The organism is Dyadobacter sp. OTU695 (assembly GCF_038440355.1).
Classification (GTDB): Bacteria; Bacteroidota; Bacteroidia; order Cytophagales; family Spirosomataceae; genus Dyadobacter.
In genome coordinates this window covers 247,563-272,079 of sequence record NZ_JASATN010000003.1, presented here as the reverse complement: position 1 = coordinate 272,079, position 24,517 = coordinate 247,563, and the positions used below count along the sequence as shown (strand labels likewise).

Here is a 24,517-nt window from a genome sequence, read left to right as displayed (position 1 = left end):
TCAAACAACAAAGAAAAAATTCGCTTTCATAGGGTAAATAGGCTAATATTGCCGCTTATATTCTGTTAGATGGTTCCATTGAACACATTCATTATCATGTCCAAAACATCCCTTTACCTAATCTTAACCGTTTTTCTTTGTTTTAAAGTAGCAGCGCAGGACAGTAATTTTAAAAGTTATACCCAAAAAATCGGAGGCAGCCCTCAGGTGTACGACATGGTAGCAATACCGGGCGGCGAATTCACGATGGGTAGCCCGGCCAGCGAAAAAGGCCGCAGAGCCGACGAAGGTCCCCAGCACAAAGTCAAAATTGAGCCCTTCTGGATGGGCAAATACGAAGTGATCTGGGACATTTACGATTTGTATGCTTTCAAGAACATGGAAAAGGAAATGGGCGCACGCCACCCGGATCCTGACAAGAGCGTTCAGAAAACCGATGCAAGTACCCGCCCTTCTCCCCCTTATGTAGATATGTCTTTCGGAATGGGCCGCTCGGGTTATCCGGCGATCAATATGACGCAATATGCGGCGATCTATTTCTGCAAGTGGCTTTACGAAAAAACCGGTGTTTTCTACCGTCTTCCAACCGAAGCCGAATGGGAATATGCCTGCCGTGCGGGTTCTAAAACTCCTTATTCGTTCGGTGAAGAGTCGAAAATAGACGAATATGCCTGGTACCGCAAAAACAGCGACGCTGCTTATAAAAAAGTAGGAACCAAGAAGCCTAATGCGTGGGGCCTCTACGACATGCACGGAAATGTAATGGAGTGGACACTCGACCAATATATTCCTGACTACTATGCCAAAAAACCCGCTGGCGAAGCTTTCGCTCCGGTAACCGAACTTTACCCGACATCTGTCCGGGGTGGTTCATGGGACGACGAAGCGGCCGATCTGCGCAGCGCTGCCCGTGTCGCTTCGAAACCTGAATGGAAAATTCTCGACCCGCAATTGCCCAAATCGGAATGGTGGATGACCAGCGCATCGTTCGTGGGTTTCCGTGTTGTAAGACCGCTCAAAACGCCTTCGCCAGAAGAAATCAAAGCCTATTACAGTCCTAAGCTGATTGAAGACTACTGATCATTTTTAAACTCTTATATTCGAAATGGAACAAAACAGACGTAATTTTTTGAAAGCATCGGGCCTCATTGCGGGTGGTGCCATTCTGAACCCGTTTACCGGCTATGGTTATAACAGTGCCGTGGGTGAGACGATCAAAGTTGCGCTTATCGGCTGCGGCGGTCGTGGTACCGGTGCTGCTGCGCAGGCACTGAGCACTGCGCAAAACGTGCAGATCGTGGCTATGGCAGATGCTTTCAAGGACCGTCTTGAAGATTCCTACAAAAACCTGACAGCTAAGAAATATAAAAATGCTGCGGGACAGCCAGTCGACATCAAAACCAAAGTAGATGTTCCCGAAGACCGGAAGTTTGTAGGATTCGACGCATTCAAAAAGGCCATCGCATTGAAAGATGTCGATGTTGTGATCCTTGCAACGCCTCCGGGCTTCCGTCCTTCGCATTTCGAAGAGGCTGTGAAGAACAACAAGCATATTTTCATGGAAAAACCGGTTGCTACCGACGCGCCGGGTATCCGCAAAGTGCTTGAAGTAGCAGAAGAAGCTAAAAAGAAAAAATTGAACGTCGTGGTAGGTCTGCAGCGCCATTACCAGGCAAACTACCGCGAGGCGATCAAGCGCATTCACGATGGCGCGCTCGGCGATATTGTGGGCGGTCAGGTCTACTGGGTAGGAAGCAGCCCCTGGATGAAGGAACGCCAGACTAACCAAACTGAAATGGAGTACCAAATGAGAAACTGGTATTACTTCAACTGGCTTTGCGGCGACCATATTTCAGAACAACACGTTCACAATATCGACGTGGCCAACTGGGTGAAAAAAGGATATCCCGTATCGATCCAGGGCTCAGGCGGTCGCCAGGTGCGCACCGGAAAGGCTTACGGTGAAATTTACGACCACCATACGCTCGACCTGGTTTACGCAGATGGAACGGTTATTTCCAGCCAATGCCGCCAGTTCGAGGGAACCTGGAACCGCGTTGACGAAGCTTTCGTAGGTACCAAAGGCCGTATCGACAGCTTTGATGGTAAAAAGACCGTCCTGAAAGACTACAAAGGAGGGGTGATTTACCAGCACGACGACAAAGGCGATAAAAACCCATATCAGGTAGAGCACGACGAGCTGTTTGCGGCCATCGCGAAAGGTGAATACAAATTCGCCGATGCCGAAAACGGTGCGAAGAGTACCATGACCGCTATTATGGGACGTATGGCTACCTATTCAGGCAAGCAGATCAAGTGGGAGGAAGCGTTGAACTCGGATATCAACCTGTTCCCCGACAAACTTGCGTGGGATGCATCCCCGAAAATCCTGCCAGGTCCGGACGGGCTCTATCCAGTTGCAATCCCTGGTAAAACTCAGGTGATATAATCAAGACCAAAACGAAAAATGGCCCTCGCAGGGCCATTTTTCGTTTTTATAGTATTTCTCGAAGTGAATAGCTATATTCGGTAAGAGAATTCTTGACGATACTTATTGTAGAACGAAATATGTAGTCGGTGAAGCTTAGCCTGAGAAACGCTGTACTTATTCTTCTTGCCGGCATGATCGTGCTGGCAACCGGTTCGTTTTTAAACTCTGCCAAGACCCAGTTCAGCGACCCCATCATTCTGAGCGGGCTTGCGATCGAGTTCATAGGTACAATCTGGCTGGTGCTATACCTTAACCAGCGGCGCCGGCGCCATAAAGCCTGATCACAACTTCGCCGATCGGTTTCTCAAATAAAAATCCGCCAGAACCAATGCAGCCATCGCTTCTACGATAGGAACTGCGCGCGGTACAACACAAGGGTCATGACGCCCCTTCCCCTGCACGATCGCCACATTACCGAATTGGTCGACGCTCTCCTGATCCTGCATAATTGTAGCCACCGGTTTGAAAGCCGTGCGGAAGTAAATGTCCTCGCCATTTGAAATCCCGCCCTGAATACCTCCGGAATGGTTCGTACGCGTGTGTACATGACCGCTTTCGTCTGTATAGAACGCGTCATTATGCTGCGAGCCGGGTAGTAACACTCCATCAAAGCCGCTTCCATATTCAAAACCTTTGACCGCGTTGATGCTCAGCATTGCCTTGCCGAGTTCTGCATGAAGTTTGTCGAAAACAGGTTCTCCCCAACCAGCCGGCGTGCCTTTAACCACGCAATTAACCACCCCGCCGATTGAATCGCCCTGCTTGCGGACGCCGTCGATGTAATCGAACATCTGCTGGGCCATTTCCGGGTCGGGGCAGCGCACTGCATTGTTTTCCGTTTCCGCAAGATCGAGTTCCTGGTAGCTTTTTTCAAGCTTCATCGTACCCACCTGCGATACGTAGGCCTGAACGGTGACGCCCAGTTCAGCCAGCAGCAGCTTCGCGAGTGCGCCGGCGGCTACGCGTGCGGCCGTCTCGCGTGCAGAACTACGCCCGCCTCCACGATAGTCACGAATACCGTATTTGACCTGATAAGTGTAATCAGCATGGGAAGGCCTGAATTGTGCCGCTATATGCGAGTAATCCTTGCTGCGTTGGTCTTCGTTCCGGATCACCATTGCAATGGGTGTACCGGTCGTTTTTCCTTCGAATACGCCGGAAAGGACTTCAAACTCGTCCGCTTCTTTTCGTTGCGTCGTGATTCTCGACTGCCCCGGCTTTCTGCGGGTCAGTTCGCTTTGTATAAAATCAGAATCAAATGGCACTCCCGCAGGACAGCCTTCAATCACTACACCGATCCCTACTCCGTGCGATTCGCCGAAAGTGGCTATTTTAAAAATCTTGCCGTATGTACTACCCATTAAACTTACTTTCTAAATACCCAAATCATTGTTACCAACAACACTGCAATCACGATGTTGGTTAAATCTTTCAAAATCTTTTTATAGTCGATCGTATCACGGCTACTATCGAGGCTTTCGAGGTTATCGTACAAACCGGACGGACCGGATAAGGACAAATTAGCCAGTTTATAGTCGTCTCCCCTCACCTCAAGCGACGCTGCAGACGTCAACGTATCATATTTCTGTTTTTCAACATCGAAATAGATCCAGTGAAAATACCTGCTTAGCGGGAATTCTCCATCTTTTCTTGGAACGACAAAATAATTGAACGTCTTTTCTCCCACAACGCTCTGATAGCTCCGCTTTATAACCTGACTAACCTCCGGCGGATAAATGTCGAATGAAGAGCTTGCCTGGATCAGCGGGTCAGGAATCGCCGTAATATTACCAACTCCCTCCACTTTAAACATATATCTGACGCTTTCGCCCGGGTATACGAGATCGCTCGACAATCTTTCTCTCAGGCTATACTGCCCCACAGCCACCTGATCGCGCAACGGGTGGTCGGGAAGTTGCCTCACCACCACTGTTACAGGCCTCGAATAAAAGCCTCTTACCAATTTTTTATCGACGTTCACCGCCCCACCGCTTTCTGTCACCAGCATATCGAGCTTTACCGACGGCAATACAATATCTTCGGTCGTAATGGGAAAGAGCCTGGCCTGGTACATGTTGTATTCGGCATATTTCCGTCCGCGGATCGTGACCTTTCGTTTGATGATCTCTTCGACGCCAATGTTCTCCTCCCAGCAATTCACTGGTCTTACGGCTTTCAGAATGCTTTGCAACTGCTCGTTAAACCGGTAAAATTCCATTTCCACCGGCGCGTTCTCGGCAATATAAAGCGATATCCTGACGGCAAAGCCCTGGCGGATGTAGACTTGCTTTTTGTCCGTCTGCACCGACAAAAACACGGATTGACTATTGTCTTCGACTTCGGTCACCGCTACATTGTCGTCAAGCACATTCCCGCTTTCGTCGCCGGCCTTAGCAAAAACAACCATCGTTTCATCCGAGTGCAGTTTGACATTGTTAACGGTCAACGTAAACTCCGGAATTAGGTAGTTTCCTGCCTTCTTTGCATAGTATTCCTGCGTGATAGTTTGTATGACCACCTTCCGCCCGTCGACCGTATTTACTGAACTCGTAGCCGACTTACTTCTCTTTTCCAAGTCCTTGATTTCAGGGAAGATAACCGACGGCCTGGTCTCCACATCCCGCAAAACTACGGAGATTAGGAACGGCTGGTCTAATGTCAGGTTTTTCGAGCCGTATTCAATCGTCGCAAGGTTTTCGGGGGACTGCGCCAAGACTATACTCGAAAAACACAAGAAAATATTTAATAACGCATATAATTTCATTTCAGTTTTTCGTTATCTTTATTGGAATTGCTGAAAACGAAGCGTTTGTAAGGGTTTCTTTTGTTTTAATCGTTGTCCCTAAACCACAAAACTACATAATACTATGGCCTCGATGCTTGAATACATTAAAATTATTCTCCAAAAAGTCAGCTTCGACCGCAAATTATTTGAAAAAGAACTCCGCAAAGCGATACGCATGTTAATGCCTGCTGAGATCAAAAGACTTAGACAATGGTGTTATGACCATTATGCGACGGTTCACCTACCAGTGTTGAACACATGTTTTGAACGACTTTCCGCGTTGAACTAGCAACCTACTAAAATTACAATTTGATAATCGAGAGCTTAGAAAAATAAGAAAGCCGCCCGGATTCGGGCGGCTTTTCTACTTTTATCCTTATTCGGAATTACTTCTTCTTAGGTGCTGGCTTCGTTGCCGTACCAGCTGCTGGCTGTGCTGCCGGCTGAGCCACTGCCAATCCTAATGCTTCTTTTGCAGCAGCATTATCCGGATCTACTTTAAGCAGTTTCTCCCAATATTCCTTCGCTTTCGCCTGGTCTTTCAAAGTCGACTGAGCGTGGAATGCGAGGTATCCGTAAGCCAGTTTCAGATAAGACTTGTACTTGCTTGGATCAGGATCTTTCTCTGCCAGTTCCGTCAATTTCAGGTAGTATGGTTGTGAAATACCCTTGTCGACGTTCTCCTGTCTGTCGTACGCGTTGTAAAGCGTACTTGCACGCCAGTAGTATCCGTATGGCCAATCCGGCAATTTACGGGTTACAGTAGCGAAGATCGAATCAGCTCTAAGGTACATATTACGCTTCTCAGTTGCGATCTTCACGCTGTCTGCGAAGTTAGGATCGCCACTTTTTGGAACGATGTAAGTCTGTGCAGTCTGGAAGTTAGCAAGACCCTCGTAGTAGTAGTCATTAGCAGTTGCTTTCGCTGTATCCAGGCTATTACCTTTTGAATAAGCAGCAGCAGCCTTAGGATAATCTTTCGCAGCATAATACAAACCAGCTACCTCCTTGTAAGCAGCAGCAGCTTCCGCTTTGCTGGTATCCATTTCGGCACCTTTTTTGATATACTCCATACCCAATGAGTCATAACCTTTGCCGTCAGTTGATTTGGCATTAAGAGCGCGGCCAAGGTACTTGTAGTCATCACCGATCACCTTATCAGGAGATCCTTTGATAAATTCGTCAAGGCTTTTGATTGCTTCGTCAGGCTTGTTAGTCTTGAAATAAGCCCATCCGTACATACGCTTGATGATCGGGTTGTTGATCTTTCCTTTCGCTTCTTCGAGGAATTGAAGAGATTTTGTATAGTCATCAGCAGTAAATGCGAATTGTGCACCGCGAAGTTTCATTTCAGGATCAGTACTGCCGCTTTTTTGCAGATACAGGTCGAAGTTTTCGGCAGCCTGCTTGTATTTCTGAGCAAAGAAGTAGAGCTCAGCCAGATCTTTATAGGCAGGTGCGAAGTTAGGATCAGATTCAATTGCCTTCTTGTAGTTCTCCAACGCAAGGTTATAGTTCTTACCACGCAGGTAAACAGAACCAATTGCATTATGAGCAGCCGCATAATTTGGTTTTGCGGTCAGAGCATATTCGTAAGCGGTTACAGCGTTACCACCTTCATTCCGCAACATCAAAGCGTCTCCTTTGGCAAGGTAAGCGTCAGCAAGATTTTTGTCCCGAGCGATCGCTAGATCCAGCAAACGGATCGCTTCTGCCGGGTCGCTGTTTTTTTCGAAAAGTGTATAGGCCTCACCTATTCTGAAAAGGACTTCGGCATCTTTCTTCTTCTTCTTTTCTGCTTCATCGAAAAGCGCTTTCGCCTTTGCGCGATCACCTTTCGCAAGGGCAACCGTTCCAAGACCTACCTGGTTCAGGTAAGATTTCTCGTCAATCGAAACCCCCTTTTCAAATGCTTTTTGCGCCTCGTCCAATTGGTTGGTTTTGATATAGTAATAACCAAGGTAATATTGGTTATCAGCAGAAGGGCTTCCTTCGGCAAGTTTTTTGAACACGTCGCCCGCCTCATTATAACGTTCTCCGTGAATTAATGCCAAGCCGTCCTGTACCGTCTGTGCGTGTAAGTTAACAAACGCTAATAAACCAAATACCAATGCTACTAATTTCATTCTCATGTTTCTGTTCATTTTTTACCCGGTTAAAATAATGATAAAAAACTTGGTTTTTCAATAACAAGCCCCAAATCTACTAATTGTTTATTGTACTATAACTCTGTCTTTATTTCCAGTTCTCTCGGATAAACTACGGTTGGCAGCAAACCCATTTTCTGAATGATCAGCCCACCAACGTCCCGGGCAATGTAGGTCATCAACCCACCGCCAAGACCCGAATATCCTTCCCGGCTGATAATATACAAGTCTCTGTAGAGCGGATAGCGCTTAAACTCCAATCCCGCCTGAAATGGCTGAATGTAGTCTGATAGTGAATCGGGTTGGGCGTCTTTGGCCACTCCCATAACCCTGATACCCCTCGAAAGCTCTTCCGAAGCCAGCGAATGGCCGTCACTGATCCAGTTCACCCCGATAAAACCGAGATGGGTCGGGTTTTCCCTGACGTCCTTGATTACATTCTCATTTGATCCTGCCGAAATAATCCTCAGCTTCTGGATATCCTTAATGCCGAATTTGTTAAGCACGAAGTTCAGGTTGCTTGCATTGGCATTATCGAAAACCAGCGTGATCAACCCCTCTTGCCCACCTTTGATCTGCGACCAGTCGGTAATTTTACCTTCCATGATCGCTTTCAGTTCCGGAATCGTGATGAGACTATCCGAATTGCTCTTCCCAATCACAAGAGCGAGCCCGTCCGTTGCAATGTGCTGGAATTTCTGGCTCCCCTTTTGCTTTCTGATAATTTCCAGTTCCTTTTCATTCAACTGGCGTGTTGCGAAAATGATCCTCGCACTGTCGTTTAACAGTTGCCTGATCGCTTCCTGCTCCGGTTTGTAGTCCACCTTAAAATGCGCGTCAGGATAAATTCCCTCATAGGCACCTGTCAGCGAATTGACCAGCGGCTTGAAAGATTCGTCGGCCGCGATCGTGATCGTTCCTTTCCGAGGATTGTCCAGATCACTGTTGGACGAAGTACATCTGAGTAACCCTGCTATACCGAGCGTTAGCAACAGCAGCAGTCCTGCCAATCTCTTTTTCATGACTCTTCGTCCTGGTTTCTTCTCAACACTCTGTAACCCCGGTAAGCTCCATATAAAATAAGTATGCCAGCAAAAGCATACCTCCAGACGCTGCCGATCGGCAGCAATCTAAATGAGAAGGAGGAGAGGATCAAAAAGACCCCTCCTCCTACGTATGCCAGAGCCATTACCGAAGAGGTCAGATCACCGAGCTTTTCATGCAATGGTTTCTCCCTCATGCCTTACTCCAATTGGAAGTTGATCGGCAGGTTGTATTTTACACGAACTGCACGTCCTGATTGCTTTCCAGGCTTCCATTTCGGCATAGCTTTCACTACGCGGATCGCCTCTTCATCGCAACCAAAACCCAACCCTTTCAAAACCGAAACATCCTGGATACTTCCGTCAGTGTTAACAACGAAGGACATGAAAACCCTTCCGGAAACGTTAGCACGGGATGCTGCACTTGGATACTTCATGTTCTTTTGAAGGAACTTGTACATTTCTGTGGTACCTCCGGGGAATTCAGGTTGTTGCTCAACCACTGTAAATACCTTTTCAGGCTCAGGGGCTGCCTCTACTACTGTTCCTTTGCTAGGCGCTGCAACAGCTTCGGGTGCAACAATGATTTCATTCGCATTAGGATCCCCCTCGATGGTTTTGTCAGCAACAACAGCTTCTTTGATTTCTTCAACTGTTGGTGGTGGTACCTCTTCGGGAACCTCTTCATCTTTTTTAACCTCAGGAGGCAAGAATTTCACCGTATTAACCTTTGGTGCCTCCACGGGTGGTGGTGGCGGTGGTGGTGGTTCTGCCGGGTCTATTGGTGGCGGCGGGATTTTCATCAAATCCACTTCAACCATTGGTGCTTCTTCTTCCTTACCTGCCGTCAAGCTGTTGATGATCGACGGTGTAAACATAGCAAGGACAAAAAGAGCAGCTCCAAGTAAAGTGGCCTTCGTCACATCTCTGCGATAACCCTGACGAAGTGAAAATGCACCGTACGCCTTATTGCGATCCGCAAACACTATATCGTCCAGTGTTGCATTCGGGCTGATTTCTGCCATGGCGCTGTGATTAATTTTGTTTGAAACTAATTTTTAGGTTTTACTTTGTCACCCAGGACTTTCTTTTCCGCGTCGGTCAGAGCGTCCACAAGTGCATAGCGTTTCGTTTTTGTAATCGCCATTTCATCCAGCACGTCTACCATATTCTTATAAGTAGATACTTCCGTTGGCTTGATTACTACCACAAACGCTTCATTACCGTCTTTATCCTTTGGATTAGCCGCATTAATGCGTTTCTGCGATGCGAAAATCACACTTCTGAGATCAAACCCGTAGCGGGTTGTTTTCAACTCGGTTGGTGCTTTATCATCATCCGCAGCAATACCATCCAGGTAATACACGTCGTCGTTCGCTCCCATAAACAGGGTTAAAACTTTTGACGCTTTCAAAGGTTCCGTCGGCTTTTCCTGATCTTCGGTTTTGTCAGGCACAGCGAGCGACATGGATGTCGGTTTCGACATGGTTGTCGCCAGCATGAAAAAGGTGATAAGCAAAAATCCCAGGTCTACCATTGGGGTCATGTCCACGCGGGTGGACATTTTCTTGGCCCTTACCTTACCATCACCTTTACCGTGCCCACCACCACCGGATTCTTCAATTGCTGCCATTTCTTCTAATTATTAAATGATAACATTATTCGTTTGTGTAACCGGCCGGTGCTTGTTCGCTACCTGTAATCAGGTTGAACTTGTTGATGTTCTGCGACTGCAGGTTTGCAAGTACGTCTTTGAACGCAGGGAATTTCGACAGGTTGTCGCCCTTCAATGCGATACGCAATTGACTATCCGCCTTACGTGCAGCATAAACCCAGTCTGCCAATTCGCTTGCGCCTGTCGAGTCTACCGGGATCCCTGGTTGCTTCACCTGGCTCATTTGCTCTTTTGGCATGTTCAACCAGGGCTTCAACTGATTCAGAGGAAAACCAAAGCTCGACTGCAGTGCAAACTTTGCCTTCTCCGTGTCAGTAAAAGTGATGCCTTTGGCTTGTCCGATGTTGTCCAGCATCGCAATGCGAGTAGGCTGGGCATCCACACCAAAGAACACTTTCCCTGCTTTGTCAATGCTAATGACCATGATCTTATCATCTGGCACTTTGATCTGCGAAATCGATGTAGGTGTTGTAATCTCTGCATCGTTCGACTTGAAAGTCGCCGTCATAATGAAGAACGTCAAGAGCAAGAAGGCAACATCCGTCATGGCCGTCATATCAGTATGCGGCGCATGTTTCTTAGGCCTTACCTTTCCCATACAAATATATAAGTTTTTTTTATATTAACGAAACTTCACTATAAAATAGTTCAGCGAACTATCAATAATGCGCAGCAAAGTTCGACTGAAGGCTCATGCCAATTTCGTCGATGCTGTAAGTAAGATCGTCAACACGGCTGTTCAGGTAAGCGTAAGAGATTGTAGCGATAGCCGAAGTACCGATACCAAGAGCGGTATTGATAAGGGCCTCAGAGATACCGGTTGCAAGAGCAGCAGAGTCAGGAGAACCTGATGTACCAAGAGCCGCGAACGCCTTGATCATACCGATTACCGTTCCAAGAAGCGCCAAGAGGGTAGATGCACCCGCCAATGTAGCGATAATGGTAAGGTTTTTCTGAAGCATTGGAAGTTCAAGTGTAGTAGCTTCTTCGATCTCTTTCTGAAGAGCCGCCAGTTTTTGCTCTTTGTCGAGCGCAGTTTCAGTAGTCAACTGCTTGTATTTCAACAGACCTGCTTTAATTACGTTACCAACAGATCCTTTTTGTTTGTCGCATTCTTTGATAGCCTCTTCGATTTGGTTTTTGTCAAGCAGGCTTCTCACTTTACGCACGAATGAATCGATGCTTCCTGTTCCGCTTGCTTTGCTCAAAGTGATCAGACGCTCGATTGTAAAGGTCAATACAACAAGGAAACACGTCATCAAGATCGGTACGATAGGACCTCCCTTGTAAACGATTCCGTAGTAATCACCATCGATAGGTCCTTTTTCGTGATCGCCGTCTTTAAAGTGTTCGGGAGCTCCCAACACGAAAATGTAAACGCAAAGTGCAATCGCAAAAAGTAGAGGGATTACCAATGCCGGGTTCAAACCGCCTTTGCCTTTTGTTGCTGCCGCAGCAGGCTTTGGAGCTGGTGCCGGACTTGTAGCTTTCTTTTCCATCAGACTTACTTTTAAAGGTTAAATTGAGATTTTGGTTGTGAATTAAATAAAACTTTTGGTTTAAACTGGTTTTCGTAAAATAAAATTTTGAATGCTTTTCGGATAAACGACATCTACAAAAGTATGAGTTTTCCTTTTAAAAAAAAGCAAGCGTTTCGGCAGATTTTTTCTCAGATTTTTCGCAGAAACGGTTCCGAATTGCATAATTTAAAGAATCCCCTCCCTTCTATTTTTAGTACAAATTCTAGTTTTAATACTGATCCATAGGAGTATACCAGCCATGCCGGAACCTCTATATAATTGCACTCTTTGCGTTCATATGTAGCAACATGTTTTTTAGTGAGGAGATTTGTGTTTCAAAATATTTCAAGATTACCTTAGAAAAGCAAATATTATTTTTCTCCTACTATGTGTCTTAACAACAATTTTAAAATTCGGTGCCCGGGATTTTCCGCCGCTTCCTAAAGTTTGACTAAATCAATCCACCATGCTTCCCGGTTTTTTCGCCGTTGCAACCGCTCGTCACTCAATTTCCCGGAGCGTACCACTGGGGGAATGACAAAAATCCGGTAATTTTGGCTTTCCACAGTCAGTGTGTCCGTTAACTTAACAAATTCTTAAAATACATGAAGATCGATCAGGAGTCGCTCAAAAAGATCGCGCACCTCGCACGATTGGAGATCAGGCCCGGGGAAGAAGCAGCGCTCTTACAAAGTATGGACTCGGTTCTTACCTGGATGGACCAGCTCAATGAAATAGATACGCAGGGAGTGGAGCCTTTGACGCACGTGCTGGACGAAGAAAATAACTGGCGGGATGATAAAGGCGCAAATACGCTTACGCGTGAGGAAGCGCTCTCCAATGCGCCGTCGAAAAACAGTACCTATATAATGGTACCCAAAGTGATTGAGTAAGTATAGGACACAATGTCCTATACCTCAACAACGGATTTCGAAGTCATCGGCGTCAGACAAGGCAGGAAAGCTCTGCCGGTATGCGTTCAGATCTGCTTTTGAAATGTGGACGATCTTTTCCGTCTCCTGGTTCGTGAGCATTGCCAAAGGCTCGCCCAGGTAATCGAGCGCGACGGAGTCCCCCCGGTATTCCAAACCGTTCCCGTCGGTCCCGACGCGGTTTACCCCGATCACATAGCATTGGTTTTCGATCGCCCGTGCCTGCAAGAGCGTGCTCCACGCATGCGCGCGGCGCGCGGGCCAGTTCGCTACATATAATAGGATGTCGTAAGGATCGCTTTGCAGGTTGCGGCTCCAAACCGGAAACCGGAGGTCGTAACAAACCAGCGGGCAAATTTTCCACCCCTTCCATTCAATCGTCAGTCGCACATTGCCGGCCGTATAATGGTTGTTCTCCTCCCCCATCCTGAAAAGATGTCGCTTATCGCTTTGCGCGCAGGTCCCGTCCGGGCGTACGCAAAGCAGCCGGTTAAAGAAACTGCCACCCTCACTTACCGCGAAACTTCCCACTACTATTGCATGATACTGTTTGGCGATTTGCCTCATCCAGCGGGTCGTGGTCAGGTTCATCGGTTCGGCAAGCGCTGTATCCATCGTGAAACCGGTGTTAAACATTTCCGGAAGCACGATCATATCGACCGGCTCCGGCAATGTTGCCAGCTTTTCTTCGAATGCGGCAAGGTTGGCCGTTACATTTTCCCAATGCAGGTCGGCCTGTACCAACGCAATGGAAAGGAGTTCCTTATTTTCCTGCATGACCGGATACTGGTGGTTAAAACCTATTTGCGGCTTGGAAAACGCATGCGGTAATCGGCATCCACGTTCCCTTTGGAAATATCGGTCAGTTTCTTCTTGATAAATTGCTTTTTGAGCGTCGGCAAGTAATCCACGAACAATTTGCCCAGCAAATGGTCGTACTCGTGCTGGATAATGCGCGCCGCCATGCCGGAATAGGTCTCTTCATGCTCGTTCCAGTCCAGGTCGCGGTAGCGGATGCGGAGCGTTTCGGGGCGGTACACATCGCCGCGAATGCCGGGAATGCTCAGACAGCCTTCCTCGAATGCCCATTCTTCACCGGTTTCTTCCAGGATCTCAGGATTGATGAATGCTTTTTTGAAATCGACCAATGACAAATCCGGCTCGTCCTCTTCGTCTTCTTCATCTCTTTCGGCAAACGGTGTACCGTCGACGACGAAAATGCGGATGTTCAGACCGATCTGCGGGGCGGCCAGGCCCACGCCATTCGCGCCGTGCATAGTTTCGAACATATCCTCCGAAAGTTTCTTCAAATCCACTTCATCTTTTTCGATAAAGCGGGTTGGTTTTCTCAGGATCGGGTCACCGTATGCAACTATTGGATAAATCATGTTTATTAAAACTTTTGCTTCCTATATAATATGTACTACTTACAAATTCTACCTGCGGCTTTCCATGAAAGACTGAAGAATAATCGTGGCGCTGATTTTATCGATATTACCCTTCTCCCGTCTGTCGCTTTTTTTCGACCCGGAAGCAATCATGGATTGTAACGCCATCGACGACGTAAAACGCTCATCGTGTAAATGCACCGGGATTTCAGGAAATACTTTCTGTAATGTTTTTACAAATGCAGTAACCCTCGCGGCATTCTCGCTGTCCGTATTATCGAGCTTTTTAGGCATTCCAACGACAAATGCTTCCACCTCCTCGGTCAGCATATACTTCTTGAGAAAATCGGGCAGCTGATGCGTGGGGACGGTATCGAGCGCGGTAGCGATGATTTTCAACGGGTCCGTAACGGCTATTCCGGTGCGTTTGGCACCGTAATCGATCGCCAGAAGACGTGGCATGGGCTTAAAATATGTTAATAGTTTGCAAAGATAAGACCTTTCGGTTAGCTTTTCCCGATTGCCCGGCCGATTGCACATTTTGGCAGCAAGCATTCCGGAAACCGATTATCTTTGCCCTATGATTGAAAAGCGCTGGATACATTACCCTCCCTTTACCCCTGAACAGGAACAAGTTGCACAGAGGCTGGCCGAATCACTGAAAGTAAGCCCCTCGCTGGCAACACTTTTGGTTCAGCGCGGCATCCTCGATTTCGACCAGTCCCGCGATTTTTTCCGGCCCGACATCAAGCATTTGCATGATCCGTTCCTGATGGCGGATATGGAACGAGCTGTGGAACGCCTGATCAAAGCGATCGATTCCAATGAGAAAATACTGGTTTACGGCGATTACGATGTTGACGGTACTACTTCCGTGGCTTTGTTCTATGGTTTTCTCAAAAGGATTTACCCGAATCTTGATTACTACATTCCCGATCGTTACGAGGAAGGCTACGGTGTTTCGTGGCAAGGTGTGGAATGGGCCGGCGCCAATGGTTATACATTAATAGTAACCCTCGACTGCGGTGTAAAGTCGGTGGACAAAGTAGCCGTGGCAGCTCAAAAAGGTATCGACTTCATTATATGCGACCACCACCGTCCGGGCGACGAGCTTCCGCCTGCGGCCGCGGTACTGGATCCAAAGCGGGAAGACTGTTTATATCCTTACAAAGAGCTGACGGGTTGCGGCGTGGGTTTCAAACTTTTGCAGGCATTTTGTATCAAACAGGGCCTCGATCCCGAAACACTGTACGATTACCTCGACCTGCTGGTTGTCAGCATTGCTTCTGACATCGTTCCTATTACGGGAGAGAACCGCATATTAGCATTTTACGGATTGCAAAGGCTCAATGCGCAACCGCGAACGGGCATTAAAGCCTTGATACAAATTTCAGGCATCAGCGGTGCGCTGGATATTACCAATGTCGTTTTTGGACTTGGACCTAGGATCAATGCGGCAGGGCGGATCAAGCATGCAAAAGAAGCCGTTCGATTACTACTTTCCGAGATCGAGGAAGAGGCGATGGAATTTGCGGAAGAAATCAATAAGCATAACAGCGAACGCCGCAATTTCGACTCGAGCATTACCGAGCAGGCACTTTTTATGATCGAAAACGACGAATGGTTTTCGAATGCGAAAAGTACCGTATTATATAAGGAAGACTGGCACAAAGGGGTGATCGGAATTGTGGCAAGCCGTTGTATCGAAAAATACCACCGCCCTACCATCATTCTCACCCAATCGCATGGAAAAGCAGCCGGTTCTGCCCGTTCGGTACCGGGGTTCGATGTGTATGAGGCGATCGAAGAATGTGCAGACCTTTTGGAACAATATGGCGGGCACACATTTGCTGCGGGACTCACTTTATCGCTGGATAATGTGGATGCATTCAGAACGCGGTTCAACGAAATCGTTAGCAGCCGCATCCAGCCCGACCAGCTCGTGCCGATGATTAATGTCGATATGCTGCTTGAACTGGAAGCGATTACCCCAAAATTCTATAATATCCTTCGCCAGATGGGCCCATTCGGGCCGGGGAATATGACGCCGGTTTTCGAGTCACGGAATATGACGCTGGTTGGCCGCCCGTTTTTGATGAAAGAAAAGCATATCAAATTTGATGTAAAACAAAACAACTCGGCTGTCTTCACGGCCGTCGGCTTCGGAATGGGCCATTTTTATCCTGATATTGTCAACGGAAGGCCCTTCTCGATCTGCTATTGCCTCGAAGAGAACAATTTCCGCGACAAGAAAACCTTACAGCTTTCGTTGAAAGACATTAAGCTTCATTGAAGGAAGAACTTAAACGAACAATGATACTAAGAACTGAAAACCTCGTCAAAAAATACGGGGTTCGTCTTGTTAATAATAATGTAAGCTATCAGGTCGAGCAGGGCGAGATCGTAGGGCTGCTTGGGCCGAACGGTGCCGGCAAAACCACTTCCTTTTATATGGCGGTAGGCCTGGTGAAACCCAATAGCGGCAAAGTTTACCTCGACGACAAGGATATCACGAACCTGCCCATGTACAAGCGCGCGCGCCTAGGGCTAGGCTATCTCGCGCAGGAAGCATCCGTATTCCGGACGTTAACGGTGGAAGAAAATATCAAAGCCGTCCTTGAAATGACTGATCTTTCCAAAGCGGATCAGAAACATAAGGTAGAGGAGCTGATTGAGGAATTTCACCTCGGGCACGTCCGCAAAAGCAAGGGGATGGTACTTTCGGGTGGCGAGCGCCGCCGGACGGAAATCGCGAGATCGCTTGCTGTGGACCCGAAATTTATCCTGCTCGATGAACCGTTCGCGGGCGTCGATCCTATTGCCGTGGAAGATATTCAAAGCATCGTGGCGAAGTTGAAACACAAGAATATCGGCATCCTCATCACTGATCACAACGTAAACGAAACCCTCTCGATTACCGACAGGGCATATTTGCTGTTTGAAGGAAAGATATTGAAACAGGGATCTGCCGAAGAACTGGCCGAAGACGAGCAGGTGCGGCGAGTATACCTGGGGCAGAATTTCGAATTGAAAAGGAAGATCTGAAATGTCTCCAGCATAGAAAAGGGAACGCTCAGGCGGCACTCCCTCTCTTACAATTATTCACCATGAACTGTATTACTAGTCAAAAAGAGTAACAACGATGCTACTTCCTAGGGCACTTTTTACAATGCTTGCCCTTCTTCTTATATTTCTCGCAACACTTCTTAAACACGCATTCGGTGCTGTCTTCGAAGCTTTTCATCCAGAAACACCCCTGCTCCGACCCCGCATTGTAATCATTAATTGTAAAAGCGCTCATCCACATTGCCGTTAAAACTGAGGCAAATATATTACCTATTTAGAATCATTCAAATGTTTAGTGAAAATTATTTTGAATAAATCTAAATAACTAAACGGGCACTTTGGTCACTTAAGATGTCCTTTGCTTTTCAAAACCGCCAGAATGTGCTCCGGCGAAACCTTCTCCTTATAATAGGAAAGGGTTACCGATTCTGGTTCAAGGGCTATACTTCCTTTCCGGATGCCTTCGATTTCCCGCAAGTCTGCCAGTAGTTCCTGCGCATTATCCGGGTGAGTCAGCTCAATGCGGAGCTGTCTATGGGATTTGAAACGCTCAAAATGCTGCTGGGCCAGTACCTGTTCCTCGCTCTTGAATGGCTCCCAACGGCTGATAATTAATCCCGACAATGCGATAAACCAGCCGAGGAAATACGACAATGTCTCCGTCCGGCTATGAAAGTTTTTATTCCAAAAGTAAAAAGCAGCTAACCGGGCGTTCAGCGCGATAAATACTACCCATTGCAGAACCGTAAGCATTGTCTGATGCCTGGCCAGAAATCCGGCGTCAAAAATCGGCAAGGACGCCAGGGATAATACGGGAAGTATGCAACAACCCACATGTAAAACGGTAATTATTAAACTGAAAGACAGGGAATAAAAGCCTCGCATAGCGAAAGAAATGGACGCGATTCTTGCGTGTTAAAAGTATTTAAATCATTTTTGCAACATCGTTGCATTTAATGAAGTTCCATCCGAAATGAATCTTATCCGCCCTATTTTTCTGCTGGCCATTTCCCTGACGGCCGCTGCCTGCACCGGGAAAGAGAAAAAAAGCCCTCAGCTAATTGAAGCTAACCGCTTGCATCTTGAAGCCATCAAAATTTCAAAAGAACTCGAATCAAAGCTCGAAAGCCTGTCGTCGCACGCGGGAAGCGATGCGAGGAAATCACAAATCGATAGTTTAAAGAACCTGATTGAAATGTGGGAAGAGAATATGATCGAAGTGCCGGGATTTGCGCATGCACACGATCACGGGCATGATGCGCATGAACACAAGTCCGCCCCGCCTATGACCGAGGAGTCGATGCTGGATTATCAGCGGCAATCCAAGGCAGCCATTGATGAATTGAAAGAAGCGATTGCAAAACTTGATAGCCTGTAATATGAACCGATTCGCTATCCTGCTTATTCCGTTGCTCGCTTTTACATTTCGGGCAGAACCGCTGCAAATCAGTTGGAAACGGCTTGCCGACGTTCGGTTTACCCGGAAACTTAACAAAGAGCTGAGCATGTATTTCCTGTATCCCACTTTCGGACCGTCGGTGAATGCGTTGCAGGGCAAGGAAATCACCATCCGGGGCTACATGATCCCGGTGGACGAAAACGATAACATTTACGTGATTTCCGCCAAACCGATGGCAGCTTGCTTTTTTTGTGGCGGAGCAGGCCCCGAATCCATTATAGAACTGCAATTCAGAAAGAAAAAGCAACGTTTCCGGACCGATGAAGTTGTGACGGTCAGCGGCAAACTGTTACTAAATGCAAATGACGTCGACCACCTCAACTACATTTTGAGAGACGCCGCGGTGACCGATTGAATATCAGGGAATTTTCTCCCAGATCTCGTGCACAGGCTTTCCGTCGCTGCTCTTGCCGCTATGCTCCCAGCGGCCATTGTCAAGTTTGTAGTCGAATTTGAGAGAGGAGCCCACCCGATTATTATCCTTGGAAAAAAACTGGATATTTTCGGTGTACTTCCCGTCTTTGGCCGTGTAAGTACCGCCCCCTGTGGCATAAAACCCCTTCACCGCCGGATCGATAGCAAACCACTGAAAACGGGTTTTTGACAGCAACTTCAAGGTTTTCCGCGTACCATTCTGGTGTATTTTGACTAGTTCCCCATTCCCGTTATCACGCTCCGTAATATGCCAGGCACCTGCCATCGGCACATTGTTGGCGTCATCGACCCGCATCCACACCATCGCTTCCTCATAACGCAGTGTCAGAATATCATCCTTGACGGTCACGGTAAATTCAATAGGAACCCCGACTTTCGCCGTGTCCGCGGAATTGAACTCCGGCGTGTAGGTCATTTTGTCTCCACTCATCGTAAACGGGCCGCCTTCGGTTCTTTCAAAATACTTGTTACCAATGCTGTAAGAAGCGATAACGAGGTAATTATCGGCCACAATGAGGGTCGAAGCGCTACCCGTCGGTTCCTGCGACTTCCATGCACCCTTGGGCGCTTGAGCTAACGAAAGGAAAGCGATCAACAAAAAGGCGGTCGTCAGTATAGATTTCATTGTTATGGGTTTGATGAGAGTTACCATATACGTTATCAAAATTATGCCAATTCGGGTGCGAAGCAATTTTCAGCGCAGAACTTCCCGCAAAACATCCAGCGATCTGACCTCTCCCAGCGCGTCCATATGGATTTTGTAAAAGAAAATGAGCTTTTCCAGAATGCTGATCCGTCGCACTCTGTCCAATGGAATGGACAAACCGTAGCCATTTTCCAGCATTTGTACGGTGGCTGCGTGCTCTGTTGCATCGGGCTGGCCCGGAAAATGATTGTCTTTCAACTCACTTTCGAGATCATCGGCTGTTTCTACGCCAAAGCCCAGATAATGTGCCAGTTGCATCAGGAACTGAATATGGAAATTCTCAAAATCCGTTTCGGCCTCATCGAGATACAGCACCGATTGCTCAATAAAATGAAACAATGGCTCGTTGTTTTCCTCCTCGCGCAAAGTTTTCCCAAGCATTTCGGTCATGAAAAGCGCCAGGCCTGATTTTATTACGTCAAAGGGTATCGAAAAGAATGGCGAGTAGCATTTGATCTCGGAAATCCGGTGGATAGTGTCTTCTTTGTTTTTATGATAAACCACCAGATCGAGCAACGTGAGCGGCTGGAAAAACGCGATCCGGTTGGTTTTGGACTTACTGCTCCGGACGCCGTTCACAATATAAGTCTGTATACCAAAGGCTTCCGTGTAGATCTTCGCGATAATGGAAGATTCCTTGTACCGGATGTAGCTCAATGCGATACCGCGTGTTTTATGAAGCATATAAAAATTTTAATATCCTATTGATCAAAAATAGTTATCTTTCTAGTAATTGACAGCTTATAATGAGCTTGAATCAGGCGGTTGAAACATCATGGAGGAGATGGGATAGGCCTATAATTTCTACCATTATAGCACCAATGCCTTCCAGGCGCTTTTAACCGGCGAGCTGATTTGAAAAATTGAACAAATTTTGGAGTTTTTTAAGCCAAAGGATTTGTACCTTTGTGAGAAATAACGAACTAAACAAGAATTGAAATTCGTTAGGCTAATATTCAGGGAATACGCTTTGCATACCAGCAAACACCAATATCTCTAACAGCACAACTCTTCTTATGAGCGACGCCATTAAGCATGAGTGCGGCATAGCACTTATCCGTCTTAGAAAGCCTTATCAATACTACATCGACAAGTACGAAACGCCGCTGTATGCTGTCCATAAGCTTTCTGTAATGATGGAAAAGCAGGTCAACCGGGGCCAGGATGGAGCCGGGGTAGCCAATATCAAGATCGACGTCCCGCCGGGGAAACGTTATATCAGCCGATACAGATCCGTAGAACCTCAGCCACTTACGGATATCTTCTCTAAAATCCACAAGAAATTCCGAAAAGGCCTTAAAAATAACCGGGACCATGCTGCCGACGCAAAATGGTTGCAGGAAAATCTGGCTTTTACGGGGGAAGTTTGGCTGGGACATCTTCGTTACGGCACACACGGCACTAATGAAGTAGAAAACTGCCACCCGATGCTGCGCCAAAGTAACTGGCGAAGCCGTAACCTGGTGATGGCGGGGAACTTCAACATGACCAATGTGGATGAGCTTTTTGGCAAACTGGTCTCATTGGGCCAGCATCCAAAAGAGAAAGTCGATACCGTAACGGTAATGGAAAAAATTGGACATTTCCTGGATGAAGAAAACCAGCGGGTGTTCGAACGCTTTAAGGGGATTTACGAAAACCCGACATTGTCCGACGTGATCGAAGACAATATCGACCTGCCGCGCTTGCTCTACCGCTCATGCCGCGACTTCGACGGCGGCTATGCCATGTGCGGCCTTACCGGCTATGGCGCGTCATTCGTGATCCGTGACCCGGCAGGTATCCGCCCAGCATTCTACTATGCTGATGATGAAGTAGTTGTAGTAGCATCTGAAAAGCAGGCTATCAAAGCTGCATTCAATGTAGATTATAATCAGATCACGGAAATCACGCCGGGCTCTGCATTGATCATCGACAAGAACGGCGAATACAACGAGTTTCCGATTTTGCCCCGCCTCGAAAAACGCTCATGCAGTTTTGAGCGCATCTATTTCTCCCGCGGTACCGATCCCGATATTTATAACGAACGCAAGCAACTAGGTAAACTGCTAATCCCGCAGATCCTTAAAGAAGTTAACTACGACCTCGAAAACACCATTTTCTCCTACATTCCGAACACGGCTGAAACGGCTTTCCTTGGAATGATCGAAGGTCTGGAAGAATATCTGGCCAAGAAACGCAAGCAGGCTATCATGGAAGGCATTCTTTTCGAAGCCGATCTTGAGAAAGTGCTTTCGTTCCGCCCGAGGATCGAGAAACTGGTGACCAAGGATGTAAAATCCCGCACCTTCATCACCGCCGACGCCCTGCGCGACGACATGGTTTCGAGTGTGTACGATACAACTTTCGAGGTGGTACGTAAAAATGTCGATACGGTGGTAATCATCGACGACTCTATTGTTCGCGGTACCACGCTGGAAAAGAGCATTCTGACCATGCTCGACCGTTTGAAACCGAAAAAGATCGTCGTAGCCTCTTCGGCACCGCAAATCCGGTTCCCCGACTGCTACGGTATCGATATGTCGAGAATGAAAGATTTTGTCGCTTACCGTGCGGTATTGAAATTGCTCGAAGAGCGTGATATGGAATATATGCTGGAAGATGCTTACACGCAAAGTGTAACAGCGTTGGCAACGAAGAATCCATACCATACCAACTATGTGAAAGCACTTTATGAGCCTTTCAGCGATGAAGAGATTTCACAAAAAATCGCGGAAATCATCCGCCCGAAAGGCTTGAATGCCGAGCTCTCAGTAGTGTTCCAAACTGTTGAGAACCTTCATAAAGCGTGTCCAGGCCATTTGGGTGACTGGTACTTCACCGGAAACTATCCAACACAGGGTGGAAATAAAGTAGTAAACAAGGCCTTTACCAACTCTTACGAAGGCAAATTGGAGAGAGCTTATTGATCATAGCAATGTGAGTGTATAGCCGGCTTGGAAACGAGCCGGCTATTTTTTTACGCTACATTTCTATTAATTTGCCGCCTCAATTCACAACCTAAATCTCATGACCCAATCCAACACAATCCGGTTAGTAAAAAAAACCTGTCTGGCATTTGCCCTGGTATTAACGGCAACTTTTGCTCAGGCGCAAGGTACCCTGAACGACATCGCATTCCTTGACGGCCGCTGGCTGGGAACCTATAATGGGGGACCTATCGAAGCTTCCTGGACTGCTCCCAAGGGAAACAACATTGTCGGCTTCATCCGGATGATTAAAGATGACAAACCCGCGCTCTACGAGATCTTTGCGTTCGAGCAGACCGAGAATGGCCCTGTGGCGATGGTGAAGCATTTCAAACCCGGCATGATCTCCTTGGAAGAAAAAGAGGTAGCCGACCGCTACAAATTTATCGAGGCTAAAAAGAACCAGGCTTTGTTTGAAAAGGACGACGCGTCGGTGCGGATCATTTATGAAAGACGGTCCCCTACTCAACTGGTCATTCAGCGCGGAAAGAAAGAAAATGATAAATGGAGTTTTGTGGATCTATTCATTTTCAACAAAATCCCCTGAGCATTTCGAATGTTTTCAAAGCAGCAATCCAAAAGGTTGCTGCTTTTTTATGTCCTAATTTTTTAGGATAAGATATACACCACCCACCAGCAGTACCGTGCCCAGAATACGTGGCAAATTCATATGATGCACGGCAAAGCCCTGTAAACCAAAATGATCGATGGTCATTACAGTCACCATCTGGCCGGCAATAACGAGACACATCATATTGGCCGGACCAATGTTGCGCACGATGAAAATAACGGTGATGACGTAGAATGCACCCAGCACGCCGCCCATAAATCGTGTCCAGGAAACCTGTTTGAGGTCTGCCAAAGAAGGGATCGGATTTTGATTGAAGCATGCGAATGCAATGGTAAGGACCATTAACCCCACAAAAAATGAGGTCATTGCGGCGAGAATCGGGTTATTGATCGACTCGCGGAGCTGCGTATTCACGCCCGATTGCACGGCGTTGCTGATACCAATGAGAAAAGCGAAGATCAGGAAAATCCAGTTCATGCAATGGATGGGATTTTTTAAGCTATTGCTTCAATTCATTTACCTTGTCGGGGTCGACGGTTTTGAAACGGCCGTAAACGCGCAGAATAATCGCCAGCGCCACGGTTACTTCGGCGGCCGCAACGACAATCACAAACAGCGCAAAAAGCTGCCCGCTTAATCGCTCCGTATCGTGCCGGCCGAACGCTACCAAATTTATATTGACTGCATTAAGCATCAGTTCGATCCCGAGCAGCATGCCGATAAAATGTCGCTTGGTAATAGCAATAGCCAGTCCAATGCAAAACAATGCAGCTGCGACGACCAGATAATATTGTACCGGTATGGTTGTCATGCGGTCGGATTTCGGTTTAATGCGAGATAGGCTGCACCAATAAGCGCCACCAACAACAGGATTGCGGCTATTTCAAAAGGTAATAAATGACTGGTCATCAGCTCCACGCCAATAGTCCTGATAGTCGATTTGGTGCTCATTTCCGCGCCAGCCATCTTAAATTCCGAGGACATAATCACCTTCAACAACAATCCGAATAAGCCTGCACTGACGAAAAAGCCCCAAACTTTCCTCGTTATAGGTACTTCAATGCGGTTATGCCGTGACGAATCATCGCTTTTCTCTTTCTTCTGCGTCAGCATGATCCCGAATATGAGCAGCACCAGAATACCTCCCACGTAGATCATGATCTGCGAAACCGCAAGGAAATCCGCGCCTGCGAGCACATACAATGCAGCTACCCCCAGGAGTGCCAGGAACAGAGCGAAGGCCCCGTAAATCAGGTTTTTAGAAAAAAGAATAAGTAGTCCGGCTGCGAGGGTCAATGCAGAAAATACATAAAATATAACTGTTTCCATG

General features: G+C 47.2%; 28 protein-coding genes. 11 read left to right on the top strand and 17 right to left on the bottom strand.

Annotated features, from left to right (window positions below; all coding sequences use genetic code 11):
• Positions 1-96 precede the first annotated feature (96 nt).
• From AAHB90_RS09235 to AAHB90_RS09225, 3 genes are all read left to right on the top strand, one after another.
• A complete protein-coding gene (locus AAHB90_RS09235; RefSeq protein WP_342084648.1) occupies positions 97-1,080 on the top strand; it encodes a formylglycine-generating enzyme family protein in 984 nt (327 codons plus the stop codon).
• 25 nt (positions 1,081-1,105) lie between these two features.
• Positions 1,106-2,449, top strand: coding sequence for a Gfo/Idh/MocA family protein (locus AAHB90_RS09230; RefSeq protein WP_342084647.1), 1,344 nt, complete (start codon positions 1,106-1,108; stop codon positions 2,447-2,449).
• 128 nt (positions 2,450-2,577) lie between these two features.
• A complete protein-coding gene (locus tag AAHB90_RS09225) occupies positions 2,578-2,772 on the top strand; it encodes a hypothetical protein (protein WP_342084646.1) in 195 nt (64 codons plus the stop codon).
• Here the strand turns inward: AAHB90_RS09225 and aroC are convergent, their stop codons facing one another.
• Both aroC and AAHB90_RS09215 read right to left on the bottom strand, forming a co-directional pair.
• Positions 2,773-3,852, bottom strand: coding sequence for a chorismate synthase (gene aroC / locus AAHB90_RS09220; RefSeq protein ID WP_342084645.1), 1,080 nt, complete (start codon positions 3,850-3,852; stop codon positions 2,773-2,775).
• 5 nt (positions 3,853-3,857) lie between these two features.
• The gene (locus tag AAHB90_RS09215; RefSeq protein WP_342084644.1) at positions 3,858-5,204 is read right to left on the bottom strand and encodes a BatD family protein; all 1,347 of its coding nucleotides are present in this window, start codon (positions 5,202-5,204) and stop codon (positions 3,858-3,860) included.
• A 154-nt stretch (positions 5,205-5,358) separates the two neighbouring features.
• Here AAHB90_RS09215 and AAHB90_RS09210 point away from each other — a divergent pair, with 154 nt between their 5' ends.
• Positions 5,359-5,565 (top strand): hypothetical protein, encoded by a 207-nt coding sequence (locus AAHB90_RS09210; RefSeq protein WP_342084643.1) that lies wholly within the window; start codon positions 5,359-5,361, stop codon positions 5,563-5,565.
• Positions 5,566-5,662: 97 nt separating this feature from the next.
• Here AAHB90_RS09210 and AAHB90_RS09205 read toward each other — a convergent pair whose 3' ends face one another.
• The 6 genes from AAHB90_RS09205 to AAHB90_RS09180 all read right to left on the bottom strand — a co-directional run bounded on the left by AAHB90_RS09205 (position 5,663) and on the right by AAHB90_RS09180 (position 11,640).
• Positions 5,663-7,420 carry a tetratricopeptide repeat protein gene (locus AAHB90_RS09205; RefSeq protein ID WP_342084642.1) on the bottom strand — a complete coding sequence of 586 codons (1,758 nt, stop codon included), beginning with the start codon at positions 7,418-7,420 and terminating at the stop codon, positions 5,663-5,665.
• Between the two features lie 77 nt (positions 7,421-7,497).
• On the bottom strand, positions 7,498-8,445 hold the full coding sequence (locus AAHB90_RS09200; RefSeq protein WP_342084641.1) for a substrate-binding domain-containing protein: 948 nt from the start codon (positions 8,443-8,445) through the stop codon (positions 7,498-7,500).
• Between the two features lie 221 nt (positions 8,446-8,666).
• Entirely contained in the window at positions 8,667-9,491 is an 825-nt protein-coding gene (locus AAHB90_RS09195; RefSeq protein ID WP_342084640.1) for an energy transducer TonB, read from the bottom strand.
• Positions 9,492-9,517: 26 nt separating this feature from the next.
• Positions 9,518-10,099, bottom strand: coding sequence for an ExbD/TolR family protein (locus tag AAHB90_RS09190; RefSeq protein WP_342084639.1), 582 nt, complete (start codon positions 10,097-10,099; stop codon positions 9,518-9,520).
• Positions 10,100-10,124: 25 nt separating this feature from the next.
• On the bottom strand, positions 10,125-10,739 hold the full coding sequence (locus AAHB90_RS09185) for an ExbD/TolR family protein (protein WP_342084638.1): 615 nt from the start codon (positions 10,737-10,739) through the stop codon (positions 10,125-10,127).
• A gap of 61 nt (positions 10,740-10,800) precedes the next feature.
• Positions 10,801-11,640, bottom strand: a complete 840-nt coding sequence (locus AAHB90_RS09180; RefSeq protein ID WP_106594043.1) for a MotA/TolQ/ExbB proton channel family protein — start codon at positions 11,638-11,640, stop codon at positions 10,801-10,803.
• Positions 11,641-12,266: 626 nt separating this feature from the next.
• Between AAHB90_RS09180 and gatC the strand changes: the two genes are divergently transcribed.
• On the top strand, positions 12,267-12,554 hold the full coding sequence (gene gatC, locus AAHB90_RS09175; RefSeq protein WP_342084637.1) for an Asp-tRNA(Asn)/Glu-tRNA(Gln) amidotransferase subunit GatC: 288 nt from the start codon (positions 12,267-12,269) through the stop codon (positions 12,552-12,554).
• Positions 12,555-12,578: 24 nt separating this feature from the next.
• Here gatC and AAHB90_RS09170 read toward each other — a convergent pair whose 3' ends face one another.
• The 3 genes from AAHB90_RS09170 to ruvX are packed head-to-tail and all read right to left on the bottom strand — an operon-like array spanning position 12,579 to position 14,443.
• Positions 12,579-13,370 carry an amidohydrolase gene (locus AAHB90_RS09170; RefSeq protein WP_342084636.1) on the bottom strand — a complete coding sequence of 264 codons (792 nt, stop codon included), beginning with the start codon at positions 13,368-13,370 and terminating at the stop codon, positions 12,579-12,581.
• Between the two features lie 23 nt (positions 13,371-13,393).
• Positions 13,394-13,981, bottom strand: coding sequence for a peptide deformylase (gene def, locus AAHB90_RS09165; RefSeq protein WP_342084635.1), 588 nt, complete (start codon positions 13,979-13,981; stop codon positions 13,394-13,396).
• Between the two features lie 48 nt (positions 13,982-14,029).
• Positions 14,030-14,443, bottom strand: coding sequence for a Holliday junction resolvase RuvX (gene ruvX, locus AAHB90_RS09160; protein ID WP_342084634.1), 414 nt, complete (start codon positions 14,441-14,443; stop codon positions 14,030-14,032).
• Between the two features lie 118 nt (positions 14,444-14,561).
• Between ruvX and recJ the strand changes: the two genes are divergently transcribed.
• Both recJ and lptB read left to right on the top strand, forming a co-directional pair.
• Positions 14,562-16,274: a single-stranded-DNA-specific exonuclease RecJ gene (gene recJ, locus AAHB90_RS09155; RefSeq protein ID WP_342084633.1), complete on the top strand. Its 1,713-nt coding sequence runs from the start codon at positions 14,562-14,564 to the stop codon at positions 16,272-16,274.
• Between the two features lie 20 nt (positions 16,275-16,294).
• Complete coding sequence (gene lptB, locus AAHB90_RS09150; RefSeq protein WP_188939002.1) at positions 16,295-17,026, top strand: LPS export ABC transporter ATP-binding protein; 732 nt, start codon at positions 16,295-16,297, stop codon at positions 17,024-17,026.
• Between the two features lie 363 nt (positions 17,027-17,389).
• Here lptB and AAHB90_RS09145 read toward each other — a convergent pair whose 3' ends face one another.
• Positions 17,390-17,842: a copper chaperone gene (locus tag AAHB90_RS09145; protein WP_342084632.1), complete on the bottom strand. Its 453-nt coding sequence runs from the start codon at positions 17,840-17,842 to the stop codon at positions 17,390-17,392.
• Positions 17,843-18,020: 178 nt separating this feature from the next.
• Here AAHB90_RS09145 and AAHB90_RS09140 point away from each other — a divergent pair, with 178 nt between their 5' ends.
• Both AAHB90_RS09140 and AAHB90_RS09135 read left to right on the top strand, forming a co-directional pair.
• Entirely contained in the window at positions 18,021-18,425 is a 405-nt protein-coding gene (locus AAHB90_RS09140; protein WP_342084631.1) for a hypothetical protein, read from the top strand.
• Position 18,426: 1 nt separating this feature from the next.
• Complete coding sequence (locus AAHB90_RS09135) at positions 18,427-18,861, top strand: DUF3299 domain-containing protein (RefSeq protein WP_342084630.1); 435 nt, start codon at positions 18,427-18,429, stop codon at positions 18,859-18,861.
• Positions 18,862-18,864: 3 nt separating this feature from the next.
• Here the strand turns inward: AAHB90_RS09135 and AAHB90_RS09130 are convergent, their stop codons facing one another.
• Together AAHB90_RS09130 and recO are read right to left on the bottom strand one after the other, a co-directional pair.
• Positions 18,865-19,566 carry a hypothetical protein gene (locus AAHB90_RS09130; protein WP_342084629.1) on the bottom strand — a complete coding sequence of 234 codons (702 nt, stop codon included), beginning with the start codon at positions 19,564-19,566 and terminating at the stop codon, positions 18,865-18,867.
• A gap of 69 nt (positions 19,567-19,635) precedes the next feature.
• Complete coding sequence (gene recO / locus AAHB90_RS09125; RefSeq protein ID WP_342084628.1) at positions 19,636-20,331, bottom strand: DNA repair protein RecO; 696 nt, start codon at positions 20,329-20,331, stop codon at positions 19,636-19,638.
• 332 nt (positions 20,332-20,663) lie between these two features.
• Here recO and AAHB90_RS09120 point away from each other — a divergent pair, with 332 nt between their 5' ends.
• Both AAHB90_RS09120 and AAHB90_RS09115 read left to right on the top strand, forming a co-directional pair.
• Entirely contained in the window at positions 20,664-22,556 is a 1,893-nt protein-coding gene (locus AAHB90_RS09120) for an amidophosphoribosyltransferase (protein WP_342084627.1), read from the top strand.
• A gap of 100 nt (positions 22,557-22,656) precedes the next feature.
• Positions 22,657-23,163 carry a DUF6265 family protein gene (locus AAHB90_RS09115; protein ID WP_342084626.1) on the top strand — a complete coding sequence of 169 codons (507 nt, stop codon included), beginning with the start codon at positions 22,657-22,659 and terminating at the stop codon, positions 23,161-23,163.
• Positions 23,164-23,217: 54 nt separating this feature from the next.
• On the opposite strand, the gene AAHB90_RS09110 is transcribed toward AAHB90_RS09115, so the two are convergent.
• Genes AAHB90_RS09110 through AAHB90_RS09100 form a run of 3 tightly spaced genes read right to left on the bottom strand, consistent with a single transcriptional unit; the run spans position 23,218 to position 24,516 of the window.
• Positions 23,218-23,664, bottom strand: a complete 447-nt coding sequence (locus AAHB90_RS09110; protein WP_342084625.1) for a DMT family transporter — start codon at positions 23,662-23,664, stop codon at positions 23,218-23,220.
• A gap of 22 nt (positions 23,665-23,686) precedes the next feature.
• On the bottom strand, positions 23,687-23,998 hold the full coding sequence (nuoK, locus tag AAHB90_RS09105) for an NADH-quinone oxidoreductase subunit NuoK (RefSeq protein ID WP_342084624.1): 312 nt from the start codon (positions 23,996-23,998) through the stop codon (positions 23,687-23,689).
• Positions 23,995-24,516, bottom strand: a complete 522-nt coding sequence (locus AAHB90_RS09100; RefSeq protein ID WP_342084623.1) for an NADH-quinone oxidoreductase subunit J family protein — start codon at positions 24,514-24,516, stop codon at positions 23,995-23,997. Before AAHB90_RS09100 ends, nuoK begins: the two co-directional genes overlap by 4 nt.
• Between the last annotated feature and the right edge of the window lies 1 nt (position 24,517).